The organism is Streptomyces sp. NPDC102514 (assembly GCF_055584525.1).
The window spans coordinates 372776-388755 of sequence record NZ_JBVJLW010000008.1; the positions used below are offsets into that span (position 1 = coordinate 372776).

Sequence of the window (15980 nt, forward strand, 5' to 3'; positions counted from 1 at the left end):
ACGGCACATGACCACGCCTGACCCTGACCGCAGGGGGTAATCGAGCCGACCAGCGAGAACTGAGGAGCACATGCCTGCCGAGAGCACACCTAAATCCGGCCATCGCCGTAAACCGCGGAGCACGCGTCACAAGGCGCTCGTCATCGCGGCCTGGTCCGCGGCGGGTGTCTTCGTTCTGGGCGGCACGGGTCTGGGGTACGTGTACTTCAACCTGAACGACAACATCAAGAGCGTCGACATCGACCAGGCACTCGGCACCGACCGGCCCCTCGACGTCGACAACGGCTCGCAGGACATCCTCGTACTCGGCTCCGACACCCGCTCCGGCAGCAACAAGGACCTGGGCGGCGGCACCGACGATGGCAGCGCCCGCTCGGACACCGCGATGGTCGTGCACGTCTACGAGGGCCACAAGAAGGCCAGCGTGGTCTCCATACCGCGCGACACACTCGTGCCCCGGCCCGCGTGCACCGACAGCGAGGGCGTCGAGCACGACGCCGCGTCCCTGGCGATGTTCAACTCGGCGTACTCGACGGGCGGCGCCGCCTGCGCGGTCAAGACCGTCGAGTCGATGACCGGGATCCGCATGGACCACTACGTCGAGGTCGACTTCAGCGGCTTCCAGAAGCTCATCGACGAACTCGGCGGTGTCGAGGTCACCACGACCAAGGACATCACCGACAAGGAGAGCCACCTCGACCTCAAGGCCGGCACGCACCGGCTGACCGGCAAGCAGTCCCTCGGCCTGGTGCGTACGCGGCACGGGGTGGGCGACGGCTCCGACCTCGGCCGGATCCAGCTCCAGCAGGCGTTCATCAAGGCGCTGGTCGAGCAGGTCAAGAGCGTCGGCGTACTGACCAGCCCGAAGAAGCTGTACGACCTCGCCGACACCGCGACGAAGACGGTCACCACCGACTCCGACCTGGCCTCGGTCAAGGACCTGGCGTCCTTCGCCAACGGGCTCAAGGGCATCAGCTCGTCGAAGATGAACATGGTCACGCTGCCGGTGCAGTACGACCCGGCTGACGGCAACCGTGTTCTCGTCGAGAAGGACAAGGCCGCGGTCGTGTGGGACGCGCTGAAGAACGATCGTGCGATTCCGAAGTCGGCGACGGAGGGTACGGCGAGTGGTGACGCCAAGGGCGTCGTGCAGTAATCGATCGTGCTCCGCCCCGGCCCCGCAAGGGGCGCGGGGAACTGCGCGCCCAGCCACGACGGTCCCGCACCCGCCCGCGGCGAGCTCCCGGCACCCCCGCAGGGGCCCTGGGGAATACCCCCGGCCGTCCCCCGGTTTGGGGAGATGGCACCAGTCCTGGCAGACTGGACAGTCGGCCCCGGTTCACGCCCCCGCAATCCGCGGCAGCGACCCGGCGCCCTCCCGAAACTAGGAGACACCTTGAAGCGCGACATCCACCCCGAGTACGTCGAGACGCAGGTCAGCTGCACCTGTGGCGCGTCGTTCACCACCCGCAGCACGATCTCCAGCGGCACCGTCCGTGCCGAGGTCTGCTCCGAGTGCCACCCGTTCTACACGGGCAAGCAGAAGATCCTCGACACCGGTGGCCGCGTGGCCCGCTTCGAGGCCCGCTTCGGCAAGGCCAAGGCTGCGGCCGACAGCAAGTAGCGAGCTCACAGCGCCGGTCTTCGGTGCCTCCGTCCGGGGGCGCTGGGACCGGCGCTTTGCGGTGCAGCCCCACCCCTCGCTCTCGAACGCGATCGAGCAGATCGACCGGGCAGTTCGATCGAGCAGGGAACCCCGTACGAACCCCCATGCCGTACCTACGTCCCCGAGCCCGTGATGGTGCCGGGGGGCAGTCCATTGGAGCCGGAGATGTTCGAGGCGGTCGAGGAACTCATCGGCGAGCACGCCGATCTTGAGAAGAAGCTCGCTGACCCGTCGGTCCACGCCGATCAGGCCAACGCGCGCAAGCTCAACAAGCGCTACGCCGAGCTGACCCCGATCATCGCGACGTACCGCTCCTGGAAGCAGACCGGGGACGACATCGAGACGGCGAAGGAGTTCGCCGCCGACGACCCCGACTTCGCCGCCGAGGTCAAGGACCTGGAGAAGCAGCGCGAGGAGCTCACCGAGAAGCTCCGGCTGCTGCTGGTCCCGCGCGACCCCAGCGACGACAAGGACGTCATCCTGGAGATCAAGGCGGGCGCGGGCGGCGACGAGTCGGCGCTGTTCGCCGGCGACCTGCTGCGCATGTACCTGCGGTACGCGGAGCGCGTCGGCTGGAAGACCGAGATCATCGACTCCACCGAGTCCGAGCTGGGCGGCTACAAGGACGTCCAGGTCGCCGTGAAGACCAAGGGCGGCAACGGTGCCACCGAGCCCGGCCAGGGCGTCTGGGCGCGGATGAAGTACGAGGGCGGGGTGCACCGCGTGCAGCGGGTGCCCTCGACCGAGTCCCAGGGCCGTATCCACACCTCCGCCGCCGGTGTGCTCGTCACGCCCGAGGCCGAGGAGGTCGACGTCGAGATCCACGCGAACGACCTGCGGATCGACGTCTACCGCTCCTCCGGGCCCGGCGGCCAGTCCGTCAACACCACCGACTCCGCGGTGCGCATCACGCACATTCCCACCGGAGTCGTCGCCTCCTGCCAGAACGAGAAGAGCCAGCTGCAGAACAAGGAGCAGGCGATGCGTATCCTGCGCTCCAGGCTCCTCGCCGCGGCCCAGGAGGAGGCGGAGCGCAACGCGGCGGACGTCCGCCGCAGCCAGGTGCGCACCGTGGACCGCTCCGAGAAGATCCGTACGTACAACTTCCCGGAGAACCGCATCTCGGACCACCGCGTCGGCTTCAAGGCGTACAACTTGGACCAGGTCCTCGACGGTGACCTCGACGCGATGATCCAGGCCTGCGTGGACGCCGACTCGGCGGCCAAGCTCGCCGCGGCCTAGGACGCGTACCCGCACGGCCGCAGTGGACAGTCGCAGTACACATCCGCACGAAGGACAACAGCTCAGCCCGGAGGACGCGTGAACCTGCTGCTCGCGGAAGTGGCCCAGGCCACCCAGCGGCTGGCCGACGCCGGCGTGCCCTCGCCGCGCAACGACGCCGAGGAGCTCGCCGCGTTCGTGCACGGTGTGAAGCGGGGCGAGCTGCACACCGTCAAGGACACGGACTTCGACGCCCGGTACTGGGAGGTGATCGCGCGCCGCGAGGCCCGCGAACCGCTCCAGCACATCACCGGGCGGGCCTACTTCCGCTATCTGGAACTCCAGGTCGGGCCGGGCGTGTTCGTGCCCCGGCCCGAGACCGAGTCCGTGGTCGGCTGGGCCATAGACGCCGTCCGCGCGATGGACGTCGTGGAGCCGCTGATCGTGGACCTGTGCACCGGTTCGGGCGCCATCGCGCTCGCCCTCGCACAGGAGGTCCCGCGCTCGCGCGTACACGCCGTCGAACTGTCCGAGGACGCCCTCCGGTGGACCCGTAAGAACGTCGAGGGGTCCAGGGTCGACCTGCGCCAGGGGAACGCCCTGGACGCCTTCCCCGACCTCGACGGCCAGGTCGACCTCGTCATCACCAACCCGCCGTACATCCCGCTCACGGAATGGGAGTACGTCGCTCCGGAGGCCCGGGACTACGATCCCGAACTCTCCCTGTTCTCGGGGGAGGACGGCCTCGACCTGATCCGCGGTCTGGAGCGCACCGCGCACCGGCTGCTGCGGCCGGGCGGTGTCGTCGTCGTCGAGCACGCCGACACCCAGGGCGGACAGGTGCCGTGGATCTTCACCGAGGAGCGGGGCTGGGCCGACGCGGCCGACCACCCGGACCTCAACAACCGGCCGCGGTTCGCGACCGCCCGCAGGGCGACGCCATGACCACGGCGATGTCCCGTGTGGACGACGTGGAAACCGTTAAGTGCGCGGCCACCGGGGTCCGCGTGTGCGAGGAGGCTTGCTGATGGCACGGCGATACGACACCAACGACGCGACCGACCGCTCGACGGGTCTGCGCGAGGCCGCGTCCGCCGTGCGCCGGGGCGAGCTCGTCGTGCTGCCGACCGACACCGTGTACGGGGTCGGCGCCGACGCGTTCAGCTCGGAGGCCGTGGCGGACCTGCTGGAGGCCAAGGGCCGCGGCCGGAACATGCCCACGCCCGTCCTCATCGGCTCCCCGAACACGCTGCACGGCCTGGTCACGGACTTCTCCGAGATGGCCTGGGAACTCGTCGACGCCTTCTGGCCGGGCGCGCTGACCCTGGTCGCCAAGCACCAGCCGTCCCTGCAGTGGGACCTCGGGGACACCCGCGGGACCGTCGCCGTACGCATGCCGCTGCACCCGGTCGCCATCGAGCTGCTGACCGAGACCGGCCCGATGGCCGTCTCGTCCGCCAACCTCACCGGCCACGCGTCCCCCGAGGACTGCGACGCCGCGCAGGAGATGCTCGGCGACTCCGTCTCCGTGTACCTGGACGGCGGTCCCACCCCCGGCATCGTCCCGTCGTCGATCGTCGACGTGACGGGCAAGGTGCCGGTGCTGCTGCGGGCCGGCGCGCTGTCGGCCGAGGAGCTGCGAAAGGTCGTACCCGACCTTGAGGTGGCGAATTGACAGCCCCTGACGCGGGGCGTGGCATAGGTACGGGGACGGGGTACGCGGGGGCTTACGGCGACGGGGCCTCGGGCGACTCCTCTTTTCGCATCCTCCACGTCAGCACCGGCAATGTGTGCCGCTCGCCGATCACCGAGCGGCTGACCCGGCATGCCCTGGCGGACCGGCTCGGCGACCCCCTGTGGGGCGGCCTGATCGTGGAGAGCGCCGGTACCTGGGGGCACGAGGGCGCGCCCATGGAGGCCAACGCGGAGGCGGTCCTCGCGGACTTCGGCGCGGACGCCTCCGGCTTCGTGGGCCGCGAACTGCTGGACGAGCACGTCATCCGGGCGGACCTGGTCCTCACCGCGACCCGTGACCACCGCGCCCAGGTCATCTCCATGGGCCACTCGGCGGGCCTGCGCACCTTCACGCTGAAGGAGTTCACCCGCCTGGTCCGCGCCATAGACCCGGCCACCCTGCCCCCGCTGGACGACGGCATGGTCGAACGCGCCCGTGCCCTGGTCCGCGCCGCGGCGGCTCTACGCGGGTGGCTCCTGGCCCCCACGGCGGAGGCGGACGAGGTCTACGACCCGTACGGCGCCCCCCTCCCGTTCTTCCGCTCGGTGGGCGACGAGATCAACCAAGCGCTGGATCCGGTGGTCACGGCCCTGACGGGGGCGCCTGCGCGGGCATGAGCGGGGCGGGCGCCATCTCCGACGGACGGCGTCCGGCGCAGCGGCTCGACGCCTGGGAGGCCCTTCGGGGCCGAGCAGTGCGAGGGGCGCGTGGGGGATCGGTCGAGATCAACCAGGCCTTGGATCCGGTGGTCACGGCTTTGACGGGAGCGCCTGCGCGGGCCTGAGTGGGGTGGGCCGCCAGGGCGGTGTGTGGGGGTCGTCGGGCGTAACGCCGGGCGCGGCAGGGGAGTCGGTCCTACATTGGACATAGCGATCCCCCCGCCGAGGTCCGGAGTCCGCCATGCCGGTCACACCCACGCTCGAAGGCCCGCCGTCCGTCGATGTGCTGGGCCGGCAGGATCCGGAGCTGGCCGAGATCCTCCTCGCGGAGCTGACGCGGCAGGCCACGACCCTGCAGCTGATCGCCGCCGAGAACTTCACCTCGCCCGCCGTGCTGGCCGCGCTGGGCTCGCCGCTCGCCAACAAGTACGCCGAGGGATACCCCGGCGCCCGGCACCACGGCGGCTGCGAGCTGGTCGACGTCGCCGAGCGGATCGCCGTACAGCGCGCCACGGCCCTCTTCGGCGCCGAACACGCCAACGTGCAGTCCCACTCCGGGAGTTCGGCCGTACTGGCCGCGTACGCCGCCCTGCTGCGCCCCGGTGACACCGTCCTGGCGATGGGCCTGCCGCACGGCGGGCACCTCACACACGGGTCGCCCGCGAACTTCTCGGGCCGCTGGTTCGACTTCGTCGGCTACGGCGTCGACCCGGAGAGCGGCCTCATCGACCACGAGGAGGTCCGGACGCTGGCCCGCGCCCACCGGCCGAAGGCCATCGTGTGCGGCTCCATCTCGTACCCCCGGCACATCGACTACGCGGCCTTCCGCGAGGTGGCGGACGAGGTCGGCGCGTACCTCATCGCCGACGCCGCCCACCCCATCGGCCTCGTCGCCGGGGGAGCGGCGCCCAGCCCGGTCCCGTACGCCGACGTCGTGTGCGCGACCACGCACAAGGTGCTGCGCGGGCCGCGCGGCGGCATGCTGCTGTGCGGCGGCGAGCTGGCCGACCGCGTCGACCGGGCCGTCTTCCCCTTCACGCAGGGCGGCGCGCAGATGCACACCGTCGCCGCGAAGGCCGTCGCGTTCGGCGAGGCGGCAACACCGGCGTTCACGGCGTACGCCCATCAGGTGGTCGCGAACGCGCGGGTGCTGGCGCAGGGCCTGGCCGCCGAGGGGCTCACGGTCGTCACGGGCGGTACCGACACCCATCTGCTGACCGTCGACCCGGCCCCGCTCGGCGTCGACGGCCGAACCGCCCGCGGCCGGCTCGCCGCCGCCGGAATGGTCCTCGACACCTGCGCGCTGCCCCGTCCCGACGTACGGGGTCTGCGCCTGGGCACGGCCGCCCTCACCACCCAGGGCATGGGTGAGGCGGAGGCGGCCCGGATCGCGGTGCTGTTCGGCGCGGCCCTGCGGGACGAGTCCGCAGGCCGGCGTGTACGTGAAGAAGTGCGGGATCTGACCGGGAGATTTCCCCCCTATCCCGGCTAGCGTGGGGTGGGTGGGCGTGGAGCCACAGCCACTCGTGCAACCATCGGCTCTACCCGGAAGTCCTCAACCGTATGCGCACGAAGCTATGGTGTGGGGCTGAGATGGCCAGCGAGACCTGTGGGGAATGCCCGTGCGTGAATACCTCCTGACGCTCTGCATCACGGCCGCGGTGACGTACCTGCTGACCGGGCCGGTGCGGAAGTTCGCGATCGTGGCCGGAGCGATGCCGGAGATCCGGGCACGTGACGTGCACCGAGAACCCACACCGCGCCTCGGCGGCATCGCGATGTTCTTCGGACTGTGCGCGGGCCTGCTGGTCGCGGACCATCTGACGAACCTCAGCGAGGTCTTCGAGAACTCGAACGAGCCGCGGGCCCTGCTGTCCGGCGCCGCCCTGATCTGGCTGATCGGCGTCCTGGACGACAAGTTCGAGATCGACGCCCTCATCAAGCTCGGCGGTCAGATGATCGCCGCCGGCGTCATGGTCATGCAGGGTCTGACGATCCTGTGGCTGCCCATCCCCGGCGTCGGCTCGGTCTCGCTGACGCAGTGGCAGGGCACGCTGCTGACGGTCGCGCTCGTCGTGATCACCATCAACGCCGTGAACTTCGCCGACGGCCTCGACGGCCTCGCCGCGGGCATGGTCTGCATCGCCGCCGCCGCGTTCTTCATGTACGGCTACCGCATCTGGTACGGGTACGGGCTGGAGTCCGCCGCCCCCGCCACGCTGTTCTCCGCGCTCCTGATGGGCATGTGCCTCGGCTTCCTGCCGCACAACATGCACCCCGCGCGGATCTTCATGGGCGACTCGGGCTCGATGCTCATCGGGCTCGTGCTCGCGGCCGGCGCCATCTCCATCACCGGGCAGGTCGACCCGGACGCGATGAACCTGTTCGCGGGGTCGGAGAAGGAGGCCGTGCACCAGACGGTGCCCGTCTACATCCCGCTGCTGCTGCCGCTGACGATCATCGCCGTCCCGGCGGCCGACCTGGTGCTCGCCATCGTGCGGCGCACCTGGCGCGGCCAGTCCCCGTTCGCGGCCGACCGCGGGCACCTGCACCACCGGCTGCTGGAGATCGGGCACTCGCACAGCAGGGCCGTGCTCATCATGTACTTCTGGTCGGCGCTGATCGCCTTCGGAGCACTCGCCTACTCGGTGAACTCGGGCGCCATGTGGATCGTGCTCGGCATCATGGCGCTCAGCGCGGTGGGCCTGCTGCTGCTCCTGCTGCCGCGGTTCACGCCGCGTGCCCCGCGCTGGGCCGAGAACTTCATCCCGCCGCGCTACCGCCGCCGCAGGGCCGTGGACGTGCCCGCGGAGGGCGGCCCGGCGGTCGCGTACGACGAAGCCGGCGCGGACCTCGCGCACGGCGGCGGACACGGCGGGGAGCACGGCGGCGGGGAGGACGGGGAACGCCGTACCCCGGTCGCTGTCGGTGTCTCAGGAGTCAACGGGGCGACCGCTGTCGGCGCCCGTCAGCGTCTGCTGGACGAGCGAGGGGCCGGAACGTCGCGCTGACGCCGGGTAAGAGTTGTGCAAGAGCCGTCCGCTGGGCGGCTCTCCAAAAGCGCCCCAATACCAGACAAGTTGGTCGCTCGAGTGCACAGACGTGCATGTTCACCCTCATGTGTGACACCGAGCACACCAACCAGGTAAAGACCTCATCAAATAGTTTGTGATACGGTTCACGAGAACCCAGGACAGAGCCGAAGGACCGCAGTGCGACGGTTCACCGGCGGTGAGGTTCTCTCGCTGTCCGGGACTACGCTCGTCCATGACGACACCTGCCCCCTTGAGCAAAGCGGAGTTGCCGCCATGCCCTCCAATGACGTCCGGATCCTTCTCCAGGCCGCTGTGCCCACAGCTGCCGTCGGCGCGATCGCCGCCGTCGTCAGTGGTGTGGTCGCGGGGGGCAAGGGGGCGGTCGGGGCGCTCGTGGCGACGCTGGTCGTGATCCTCTTCATGGGTGTCGGGCTGTACGTTCTGCAGCGCACCGCCAAATCGCTTCCGCACCTGTTCCAGGCGATGGGTCTGATGCTCTACACGGCACAGATTCTTCTGCTGTTCATCTTTGTCGCCGCGTTCAAGAACACGACGCTGTTCAACCCGAAGGCCTTCGCGATCTCGATCGTCGCCGCCACGCTCGCGTGGATCGGCGCACAGGCGCGTGCCCAGATGAAAGCCAAGATCCTCTACGTCGAACCCGAGTCCTCGAAGGGCGACAGGCCCGAAAAGACAGGGCACTCGTCGTGAGGGGTAGGGCCGGGATAAGTGCTCGTGGAAGACCCTGCTATCGTCCGGTGCCAACTGCGGCATCGCGGGCGCGGGCATCTGAGCTGACGCCTGCTCAATCGCGAGGCTTGATGCCCCCCAGCCGCCCTCACATCCGATACACCAGTCCAGTGCCGAACCGCGGCTGCGCGCCGCGCCGACACAACGAGGTTGCCGTACCTATGCGCCACGCTGAAGGAGCCCGCGGTGAGTGCTGACCCGACGCAGGTGCTCGCCTTCGAGACCGACTGCCACATCTTCGACGGCTGTGGATTCCCGGCTCCCGGCCTGCACTCGTTCCTGTTCGAGCCCCTCGTGGGCGATGCGGACAGCAGCGTCTATTTCAACAAGACGATGCTCCTGGCGCTGCTCGGCTCCGTCATCGTCATCGGCTTCTTCTGGGCCGCCTTCCGTAAGCCGAAGGTCGTCCCGGGCAAGCTGCAGATGGTCGCCGAGGCCGGATACGACTTCGTCCGGCGCGGCGTCGTCTACGAGACGATCGGAAAGAAGGAGGGCGAGAAGTACGTACCGCTGGTCGTCTCGCTGTTCTTCTTCATCTGGATGATGAACATCTGGTCGATCGTCCCGGTCGCCCAGTTCCCGGTCACGTCGATCATCTCGTACCCCGCGGTCCTCGCCGGGATCGTGTACGTCCTGTGGGTCTCGCTGACCTTCAAGCGGCACGGATTCGTCGGTGCGTTCAAGAACTTCTCCGGCTACGACAAGTCGCTGGGCCCGGTTCTTCCGCTGGCCATGGGCATCGAGCTCCTCTCGAACCTGATCGTCCGGCCGTTCACGCACGCGGTGCGACTGTTCGCGAACATGTTCGCGGGCCACACCCTGCTGCTGCTGTTCACGATCGCCAGCTGGTACCTGCTCAACGGCATCGGGATCGCCTACGCCGGTGTCTCGTTCATCATGGTGATCGTCATGACGGCGTTCGAGCTGTTCATCCAGGCCCTGCAGGCTTACGTCTTCGTGCTTCTGACCTGCACCTTCATCCAGGGCGCGCTCGCCGAGCACCACTGAGTCACCCCCGGTAAAACCCCCTAAACGTCCGGTGGTCAACCCCCGCCGGTCCGTACAGAGAAGGAAGAATCAGCATGGCTGCCACTGAGACCCTCGCCGCTGTCTCCGGCTCCCTCGGCTCCATCGGCTACGGCCTTGCCGCGATCGGCCCCGGCGTCGGCGTCGGCATCATCTTCGGTAACGGCACCCAGGCCCTTGCCCGTCAGCCCGAGGCTGCCGGCCTGATCCGTGCCAACCAGATTCTCGGCTTCGCCTTCTGTGAGGCGCTCGCCCTCATCGGTCTGGTCATGCCGTTCGTCTACGGCGTCTGACGTCGGATTCACGACAGACCGCCCACTAGACGAAAGGCACTGATATGAGCCAGCTGCTCACTGTCGCGGCCGAGGAGATGGAAAATCCCCTCATCCCGCCGATCCCCGAGCTGGTCATCGGCCTGATCGCCTTCGTCATCGTCTTCGGCTTCCTCGCCAAGAAGCTGCTCCCGAACATCAACAAGGTTCTGGAGCAGCGCCGCGAGGCCATCGAGGGCGGTATCGAGAAGGCCGAGGCCGCTCAGACCGAAGCCCAGAGCGTGCTGGAGCAGTACAAGGCCCAGCTCGCCGAGGCCCGGCACGAGGCCGCGCGTCTGCGCCAGGAGGCGCAGGAGCAGGGTGCCACGCTCATCGCCGAGATGCGCGCGGAAGGCCAGCGGCAGCGTGAGGAAATCATCGCCGCCGGTCACTCGCAGCTCGCCGCCGACCGCAAGGCCGCCGCGTCCGCGCTGCGCCAGGACGTGGGCCAGCTGGCCACCGAACTGGCCGGCAAGCTCGTCGGCGAGTCCCTTGAGGACCACGCCCGGCAGAGCCGCACGATCGACCGGTTCCTCGACGGTCTCGACGAGACCGCTTCGAAGGCCGAGGCCACGCGATGAACGGAGCGAGCCGCGACGCGCTGGCCACCGCACGTGAGCGTCTCGACGCGCTGACGGACTCCACGTCCGTCGACGCGGCGCAGCTCGCCGACGAGCTGGCCTCCGTCACCGCGCTGCTCGACCGTGAGGTGTCCCTGCGCCGGGTCCTCACCGACCCGGCGCAGGCCGGCGAGGCGAAGGCCGAACTGGCCGGGCGTCTCCTCAGCGGTCAGGTCAGCGGCACCACCGCCGACCTGGTGGCCGGTCTGGTGCGCTCCCGCTGGTCGCGTTCGCGCGACCTGGTCGACTCCGTCGAGGAGCTGGCCGACACCGCCGACCTCACGGCGGCGCAGCGGCTGGGCAGGCTCGACGACGTCGAGGACGAACTGTTCCGGTTCGGCCGGATCGTCGCCTCGGACACCGGTCTGCGTGCCGCGCTGACCGACCGCGGCGCCTCAGCCGCGGCCAAGAGCGAGCTGCTGCGCAGCCTGCTCGGCGGCCGGGCCGACGCCGTCACCGAGCGGCTGGTCACGCGCCTTGTGACCGCGCCCCGGGGACGTAGCCTGGAGTCGGGACTCGAATCCCTGTCCAAGCTCGCGGCCGACCGCCGAAGCCGCATGGTCGCCGTCGTCACCTCGGCGGTTCCGCTGAGCGACGTGCAGAAGCAGCGCCTCGGCGCCGCCCTCTCGAAGCTCTACGGCCACCCCATGCACCTCAACCTCGACGTGGACCCCGAGGTCCTCGGCGGGATCCGGGTGCAGGTCGGAGACGAGATCATCAACGGCTCCATCGCGGACCGGCTGGAAGCAGTCAGCCGCCGCATGGCGAGCTAGCAGCAATTCCATACGCGTACACAGAAGTACCCGGAAGTTCAGTACACCGCAGTCAGTACACCGCAGTACTTACGGCCCTGGTTGGGCCGTGCAGAGGATTCCTGGGGGCCCGCGGCGCAGCCGCTGAGGGAAAAAGCCCCAGACCCCCCAAGAAAACTTCGGGCCCAACAAGGAGAGCAGGGAACCCAGATGGCGGAGCTCACGATCCGGCCGGAGGAGATCCGGGATGCGCTGGAGAACTTTGTCCAGTCGTACAAGCCGGACGCGGCCTCGCGCGAGGAGGTCGGTACGGTCACCCTTGCCGGCGACGGCATCGCGAAGGTCGAGGGCCTGCCCTCGGCCATGGCCAACGAACTGCTGAAGTTCGAGAACGGCACCCTCGGTCTCGCGCTGAACCTGGAAGAGCGCGAGATCGGTGCGGTCGTCCTCGGTGAGTTCAGCGGTATCGAGGAGGGACAGCCGGTCACGCGTACCGGCGAGGTCCTGTCCGTGGCCGTCGGCGAGGGCTACCTCGGCCGCGTTGTCGACCCGCTCGGCGCCCCGATCGACGGTCTCGGCGAGATCGAGACGTCCGGACGCCGCGCGCTCGAACTGCAGGCACCGGGCGTCATGGCCCGTAAGTCGGTCCACGAGCCGATGGAGACCGGCTACAAGGCCGTCGACGCGATGACCCCGATCGGCCGTGGCCAGCGTCAGCTGGTCATCGGCGACCGTCAGACCGGCAAGACCGCGCTGGCCGTCGACACGATCATCAACCAGCGTGACAACTGGCGCACCGGCGACCCGAAGAAGCAGGTCCGCTGCGTCTACGTCGCCATCGGTCAGAAGGGCTCGACCATCGCCTCCGTGCGTGGCGCCCTCGAAGAGGCCGGCGCGCTGGAGTACACGACCATCGTCGCCGCCCCGGCGTCCGACCCGGCCGGCTTCAAGTACCTGGCGCCGTACACCGGCTCGGCCATCGGCCAGCAGTGGATGTACGAGGGCAAGCACGTCCTCATCATCTTCGACGACCTCTCGAAGCAGGCCGACGCCTACCGCGCCGTGTCCCTGCTGCTCCGCCGTCCGCCGGGGCGCGAGGCCTACCCCGGTGACGTCTTCTACCTGCACTCCCGTCTCCTCGAGCGTTGCGCGAAGCTCTCGGACGAGCTGGGCGCGGGCTCGATGACCGGTCTGCCGATCGTCGAGACGAAGGCCAACGACGTCTCGGCGTTCATCCCGACCAACGTCATCTCCATCACCGACGGCCAGTGCTTCCTGGAGTCGGACCTCTTCAACGCCGGTCAGCGCCCCGCGCTGAACGTCGGTATCTCCGTCTCCCGAGTCGGTGGTTCCGCGCAGCACAAGGCGATGAAGCAGGTCTCCGGCCGACTGCGCGTGGACCTCGCCCAGTTCCGTGAGCTGGAGGCGTTCGCCGCCTTCGGTTCCGACCTGGACGCCGCGTCGAAGTCGCAGCTGGACCGCGGTCAGCGGATGGTCGAGCTGCTCAAGCAGGCTCAGTACCAGCCGATGGCCACCGAGGACCAGGTCGTCTCCGTGTGGGCGGGCACCACCGGCAAGATGGACGAGGTTCCGGTCGCCGACATCCGCCGCTTCGAGAAGGAGCTCCTGGAGTACCTGCACCGCAAGGAGCAGGGCCTCATGACCTCCATCAAGGAGGGCGGCAAGATGTCGGACGACACCCTGCAGGCCATCGCCGACGCGATCGCGGACTTCAAGAAGCAGTTCGAGACGTCGGACGGCAAGCTGCTCGGCGAGGACACCCCTGCCGCTGCGGGCAAGTGACGACGGAAGGGACCTGACTCATGGGAGCCCAGCTCCGGGTCTACAAGCGTCGCATCAAATCCGTCACCGCGACCAAGAAGATCACCAAGGCGATGGAGATGATCGCCGCCTCGCGTGTCGTCAAGGCGCAGCGCAAGGTACGGGCCTCCACGCCGTACGCGACCGAGCTCACCCGCGCGGTCACGGCGGTCGGGACCGGTTCGAACACCAAGCACCCGCTGACCACGGAGGCTGAGACGGCGACCCGTGCCGCGGTGCTGCTCCTCACGAGCGACCGCGGACTGGCCGGCGCCTTCAACTCCAACGCCATCAAGGCGGCGGAGCAGCTGACCGCCCGTCTGGTGGCCGAGGGCAAGGAGGTCGACACGTACATCGTCGGCCGCCGCGGTCTCGCCCACTACAACTTCCGTGAGCGCAAGGTCTCGGAATCGTGGGCGGGCTTCACCGACGAGCCCTCGTACGCGGACGCGAAGAACGTCGCCGTTCCGCTGATCGAGGCCATCGAGAAGGAGACGGCGGAGGGCGGCGTGGACGAGATCCACATCGTCTACACCGAGTTCGTCTCGATGATGACGCAGACGGCGGTGGACAGCCGTCTGCTGCCGCTCAGCCTCGAAACTGTGACATCAGCGGCTACCGCCGCGGGCACGGAGGAGTCGTCCAGCAAGGACGAGATCCTCCCGCTCTACGACTTCGAGCCGTCGGCGGAGGACGTCCTGGACGCCCTTCTGCCGCGGTACGTCGAGAGCCGTATCTACAACGCGCTGCTCCAGTCGGCTGCTTCCAAGCACGCCGCCACCCGCCGCGCGATGAAGTCGGCGACCGACAACGCGGGAGACCTGATCACTTCACTCTCCCGACTTGCCAACGCGGCCCGCCAGGCCGAAATCACCCAGGAAATCAGCGAGATCGTCGGTGGCACCGCAGCGCTGGCCGACGCGACCGCGGGGAGTGACAGGTAATGACGACGACAGTTGAGACGGCCGTTGCCACGGGCCGCGTCGCCCGGGTCATCGGCCCGGTCGTCGACGTGGAATTCCCCGTCGACGCCATGCCGGAGATCTACAACGCCCTTCACGTCGAGGTGGCCGACCCGGCCAACGCCGGCGAGAAGAAGACGCTGACCCTTGAGGTCGCCCAGCACCTGGGTGACGGTCTGGTCCGCACCATCTCCATGCAGCCCACCGACGGTCTGGTCCGCCAGGCCGCGGTGACCGACACGGGCACGGGCATCTCCGTCCCCGTCGGTGACTTCACCAAGGGCAAGGTGTTCAACACCCTCGGCGAGGTTCTGAACTCCGACGAGGCCTACGAGGGCGACCGGTGGACCATCCACCGCAAGGCCCCCGCGTTCGACCAGCTCGAGTCGAAGACCGAGATGTTCGAGACGGGCCTGAAGGTCGTCGACCTGCTGACCCCGTACGTCAAGGGCGGCAAGATCGGTCTGTTCGGTGGTGCCGGTGTCGGCAAGACCGTGCTGATCCAGGAAATGATCATGCGTGTCGCCAACCTCCACGAGGGCGTCTCCGTCTTCGCGGGCGTCGGTGAGCGCACCCGTGAGGGCAACGACCTCATCGCGGAGATGGAAGAGAGCGGTGTTCTCGACAAGACCGCTCTCGTCTTCGGTCAGATGGACGAGCCCCCGGGCACCCGTCTGCGCGTGGCCCTGGCCGGTCTGACCATGGCGGAGTACTTCCGCGATGTGCAGAAGCAGGACGTGCTGTTCTTCATCGACAACATCTTCCGCTTCACGCAGGCCGGTTCCGAGGTCTCCACCCTGCTCGGCCGTATGCCGTCCGCGGTGGGTTACCAGCCGAACCTGGCCGACGAGATGGGTCAGCTGCAGGAGCGCATCACCTCGACGCGTGGTCACTCGATCACGTCGATGCAGGCGATCTACGTTCCCGCGGACGACCTGACCGACCCGGCCCCGGCGACCACGTTCGCCCACCTCGACGCGACGACGGTGCTCTCCCGTCCGATCTCCGAGAAGGGCATCTACCCGGCCGTGGACCCGCTGGACTCCACGTCCCGCATCCTGGACCCGCGCTACATCGCGCAGGACCACTACGACGCCGCCATGCGCGTCAAGACGGTCCTGCAGAAGTACAAGGACCTCCAGGACATCATCGCGATCCTCGGTATCGACGAACTGGGCGAGGAGGACAAGCTCGTCGTCCACCGTGCCCGTCGTGTGGAGCGCTTCCTGTCCCAGAACACCCACGCCGCCAAGCAGTTCACCGGTGTGGACGGGTCGGACGTTCCGCTGGAGGAGTCCATCGCGGCGTTCAACTCGATCATCGACGGGGAGTACGACCACTTCCCGGAGCAGGCGTTCTTCATGTGCGGTGGCATCGAGGACCTCAAGGCCAACGCCAAGGAACTCGGCGTCAGCTGAACCT

16 protein-coding genes are annotated in these 15980 nt (G+C 68.7%); all 16 read left to right on the forward strand.

Annotated features, from left to right (window positions below):
* Positions 1-70: 70 nt before the first annotated feature.
* The 16 genes from ACZ60E_RS22665 (at position 71) to atpD (ending at position 15976) form a co-directional block, all read left to right on the forward strand.
* Complete coding sequence (locus tag ACZ60E_RS22665; RefSeq protein WP_469442645.1) at positions 71-1156, forward strand: LCP family protein; 1086 nt, start codon at positions 71-73, stop codon at positions 1154-1156.
* Between the two features lie 240 nt (positions 1157-1396).
* Positions 1397-1624 carry a 50S ribosomal protein L31 gene (rpmE, locus tag ACZ60E_RS22670; RefSeq protein ID WP_189837654.1) on the forward strand — a complete coding sequence of 76 codons (228 nt, stop codon included), beginning with the start codon at positions 1397-1399 and terminating at the stop codon, positions 1622-1624.
* Between the two features lie 207 nt (positions 1625-1831).
* Positions 1832-2908: a peptide chain release factor 1 gene (gene prfA / locus ACZ60E_RS22675; RefSeq protein WP_384803158.1), complete on the forward strand. Its 1077-nt coding sequence runs from the start codon at positions 1832-1834 to the stop codon at positions 2906-2908.
* A 78-nt stretch (positions 2909-2986) separates the two neighbouring features.
* Positions 2987-3832 (forward strand): peptide chain release factor N(5)-glutamine methyltransferase, encoded by an 846-nt coding sequence (gene prmC, locus ACZ60E_RS22680; protein WP_384803155.1) that lies wholly within the window; start codon positions 2987-2989, stop codon positions 3830-3832.
* 82 nt (positions 3833-3914) lie between these two features.
* Positions 3915-4562: an L-threonylcarbamoyladenylate synthase gene (locus ACZ60E_RS22685; protein ID WP_189773476.1), complete on the forward strand. Its 648-nt coding sequence runs from the start codon at positions 3915-3917 to the stop codon at positions 4560-4562.
* Positions 4559-5239 carry an arsenate reductase/protein-tyrosine-phosphatase family protein gene (locus ACZ60E_RS22690; protein WP_282566196.1) on the forward strand — a complete coding sequence of 227 codons (681 nt, stop codon included), beginning with the start codon at positions 4559-4561 and terminating at the stop codon, positions 5237-5239. The genes ACZ60E_RS22685 and ACZ60E_RS22690 overlap by 4 nt, the downstream gene beginning before the upstream one ends.
* Positions 5240-5522: 283 nt before the next feature.
* Positions 5523-6773: a serine hydroxymethyltransferase gene (locus ACZ60E_RS22695; RefSeq protein WP_469442649.1), complete on the forward strand. Its 1251-nt coding sequence runs from the start codon at positions 5523-5525 to the stop codon at positions 6771-6773.
* A gap of 130 nt (positions 6774-6903) precedes the next feature.
* Complete coding sequence (locus ACZ60E_RS22700) at positions 6904-8292, forward strand: MraY family glycosyltransferase (RefSeq protein ID WP_469442651.1); 1389 nt, start codon at positions 6904-6906, stop codon at positions 8290-8292.
* Positions 8293-8589: 297 nt separating this feature from the next.
* Entirely contained in the window at positions 8590-9027 is a 438-nt protein-coding gene (locus ACZ60E_RS22705) for a hypothetical protein (protein WP_384803448.1), read from the forward strand.
* 225 nt (positions 9028-9252) lie between these two features.
* Positions 9253-10074 (forward strand): F0F1 ATP synthase subunit A, encoded by an 822-nt coding sequence (gene atpB / locus ACZ60E_RS22710; protein ID WP_210889789.1) that lies wholly within the window; start codon positions 9253-9255, stop codon positions 10072-10074.
* Positions 10075-10148: 74 nt separating this feature from the next.
* The gene (locus ACZ60E_RS22715; RefSeq protein ID WP_067273352.1) at positions 10149-10385 is read left to right on the forward strand and encodes an ATP synthase subunit c family protein; all 237 of its coding nucleotides are present in this window, start codon (positions 10149-10151) and stop codon (positions 10383-10385) included.
* A gap of 44 nt (positions 10386-10429) precedes the next feature.
* Positions 10430-10984, forward strand: a complete 555-nt coding sequence (locus tag ACZ60E_RS22720) for a F0F1 ATP synthase subunit B (protein WP_107021299.1) — start codon at positions 10430-10432, stop codon at positions 10982-10984.
* A complete protein-coding gene (locus ACZ60E_RS22725; RefSeq protein ID WP_384803144.1) occupies positions 10981-11796 on the forward strand; it encodes a F0F1 ATP synthase subunit delta in 816 nt (271 codons plus the stop codon). Before ACZ60E_RS22720 ends, ACZ60E_RS22725 begins: the two co-directional genes overlap by 4 nt.
* Before the next feature lie 189 nt (positions 11797-11985).
* Positions 11986-13578 carry a F0F1 ATP synthase subunit alpha gene (gene atpA, locus ACZ60E_RS22730; protein WP_107021297.1) on the forward strand — a complete coding sequence of 531 codons (1593 nt, stop codon included), beginning with the start codon at positions 11986-11988 and terminating at the stop codon, positions 13576-13578.
* Between the two features lie 20 nt (positions 13579-13598).
* On the forward strand, positions 13599-14540 hold the full coding sequence (locus ACZ60E_RS22735; protein ID WP_469442654.1) for a F0F1 ATP synthase subunit gamma: 942 nt from the start codon (positions 13599-13601) through the stop codon (positions 14538-14540).
* Positions 14540-15976 carry a F0F1 ATP synthase subunit beta gene (atpD, locus tag ACZ60E_RS22740; protein WP_107021295.1) on the forward strand — a complete coding sequence of 479 codons (1437 nt, stop codon included), beginning with the start codon at positions 14540-14542 and terminating at the stop codon, positions 15974-15976. Before ACZ60E_RS22735 ends, atpD begins: the two co-directional genes overlap by 1 nt.
* Positions 15977-15980: the final 4 nt, after the last annotated feature.

Bases quoted from the DNA above. Each gene is read 5' to 3' on its own strand.
- ACZ60E_RS22665 (WP_469442645.1), top strand. From the start codon at position 71: ATGCCTGCCGAGAGCACACCTAAATCCGGCCATCGCCGTAAACCGCGG.
- ACZ60E_RS22705 (WP_384803448.1), top strand. From the start codon at position 8,590: ATGCCCTCCAATGACGTCCGGATCCTTCTCCAGGCCGCTGTGCCCACA.
- ACZ60E_RS22715 (WP_067273352.1), top strand. From the start codon at position 10,149: ATGGCTGCCACTGAGACCCTCGCCGCTGTCTCCGGCTCCCTCGGCTCC.
- ACZ60E_RS22735 (WP_469442654.1), top strand. From the start codon at position 13,599: ATGGGAGCCCAGCTCCGGGTCTACAAGCGTCGCATCAAATCCGTCACC.
- ACZ60E_RS22685 (WP_189773476.1), top strand. From the start codon at position 3,915: ATGGCACGGCGATACGACACCAACGACGCGACCGACCGCTCGACGGGT.
- atpA (WP_107021297.1), top strand. From the start codon at position 11,986: ATGGCGGAGCTCACGATCCGGCCGGAGGAGATCCGGGATGCGCTGGAG.
- atpD (WP_107021295.1), top strand. From the start codon at position 14,540: ATGACGACGACAGTTGAGACGGCCGTTGCCACGGGCCGCGTCGCCCGG.
- ACZ60E_RS22725 (WP_384803144.1), top strand. From the start codon at position 10,981: ATGAACGGAGCGAGCCGCGACGCGCTGGCCACCGCACGTGAGCGTCTC.
- ACZ60E_RS22720 (WP_107021299.1), top strand. From the start codon at position 10,430: ATGAGCCAGCTGCTCACTGTCGCGGCCGAGGAGATGGAAAATCCCCTC.
- prfA (WP_384803158.1), top strand. From the start codon at position 1,832: ATGTTCGAGGCGGTCGAGGAACTCATCGGCGAGCACGCCGATCTTGAG.
- ACZ60E_RS22695 (WP_469442649.1), top strand. From the start codon at position 5,523: ATGCCGGTCACACCCACGCTCGAAGGCCCGCCGTCCGTCGATGTGCTG.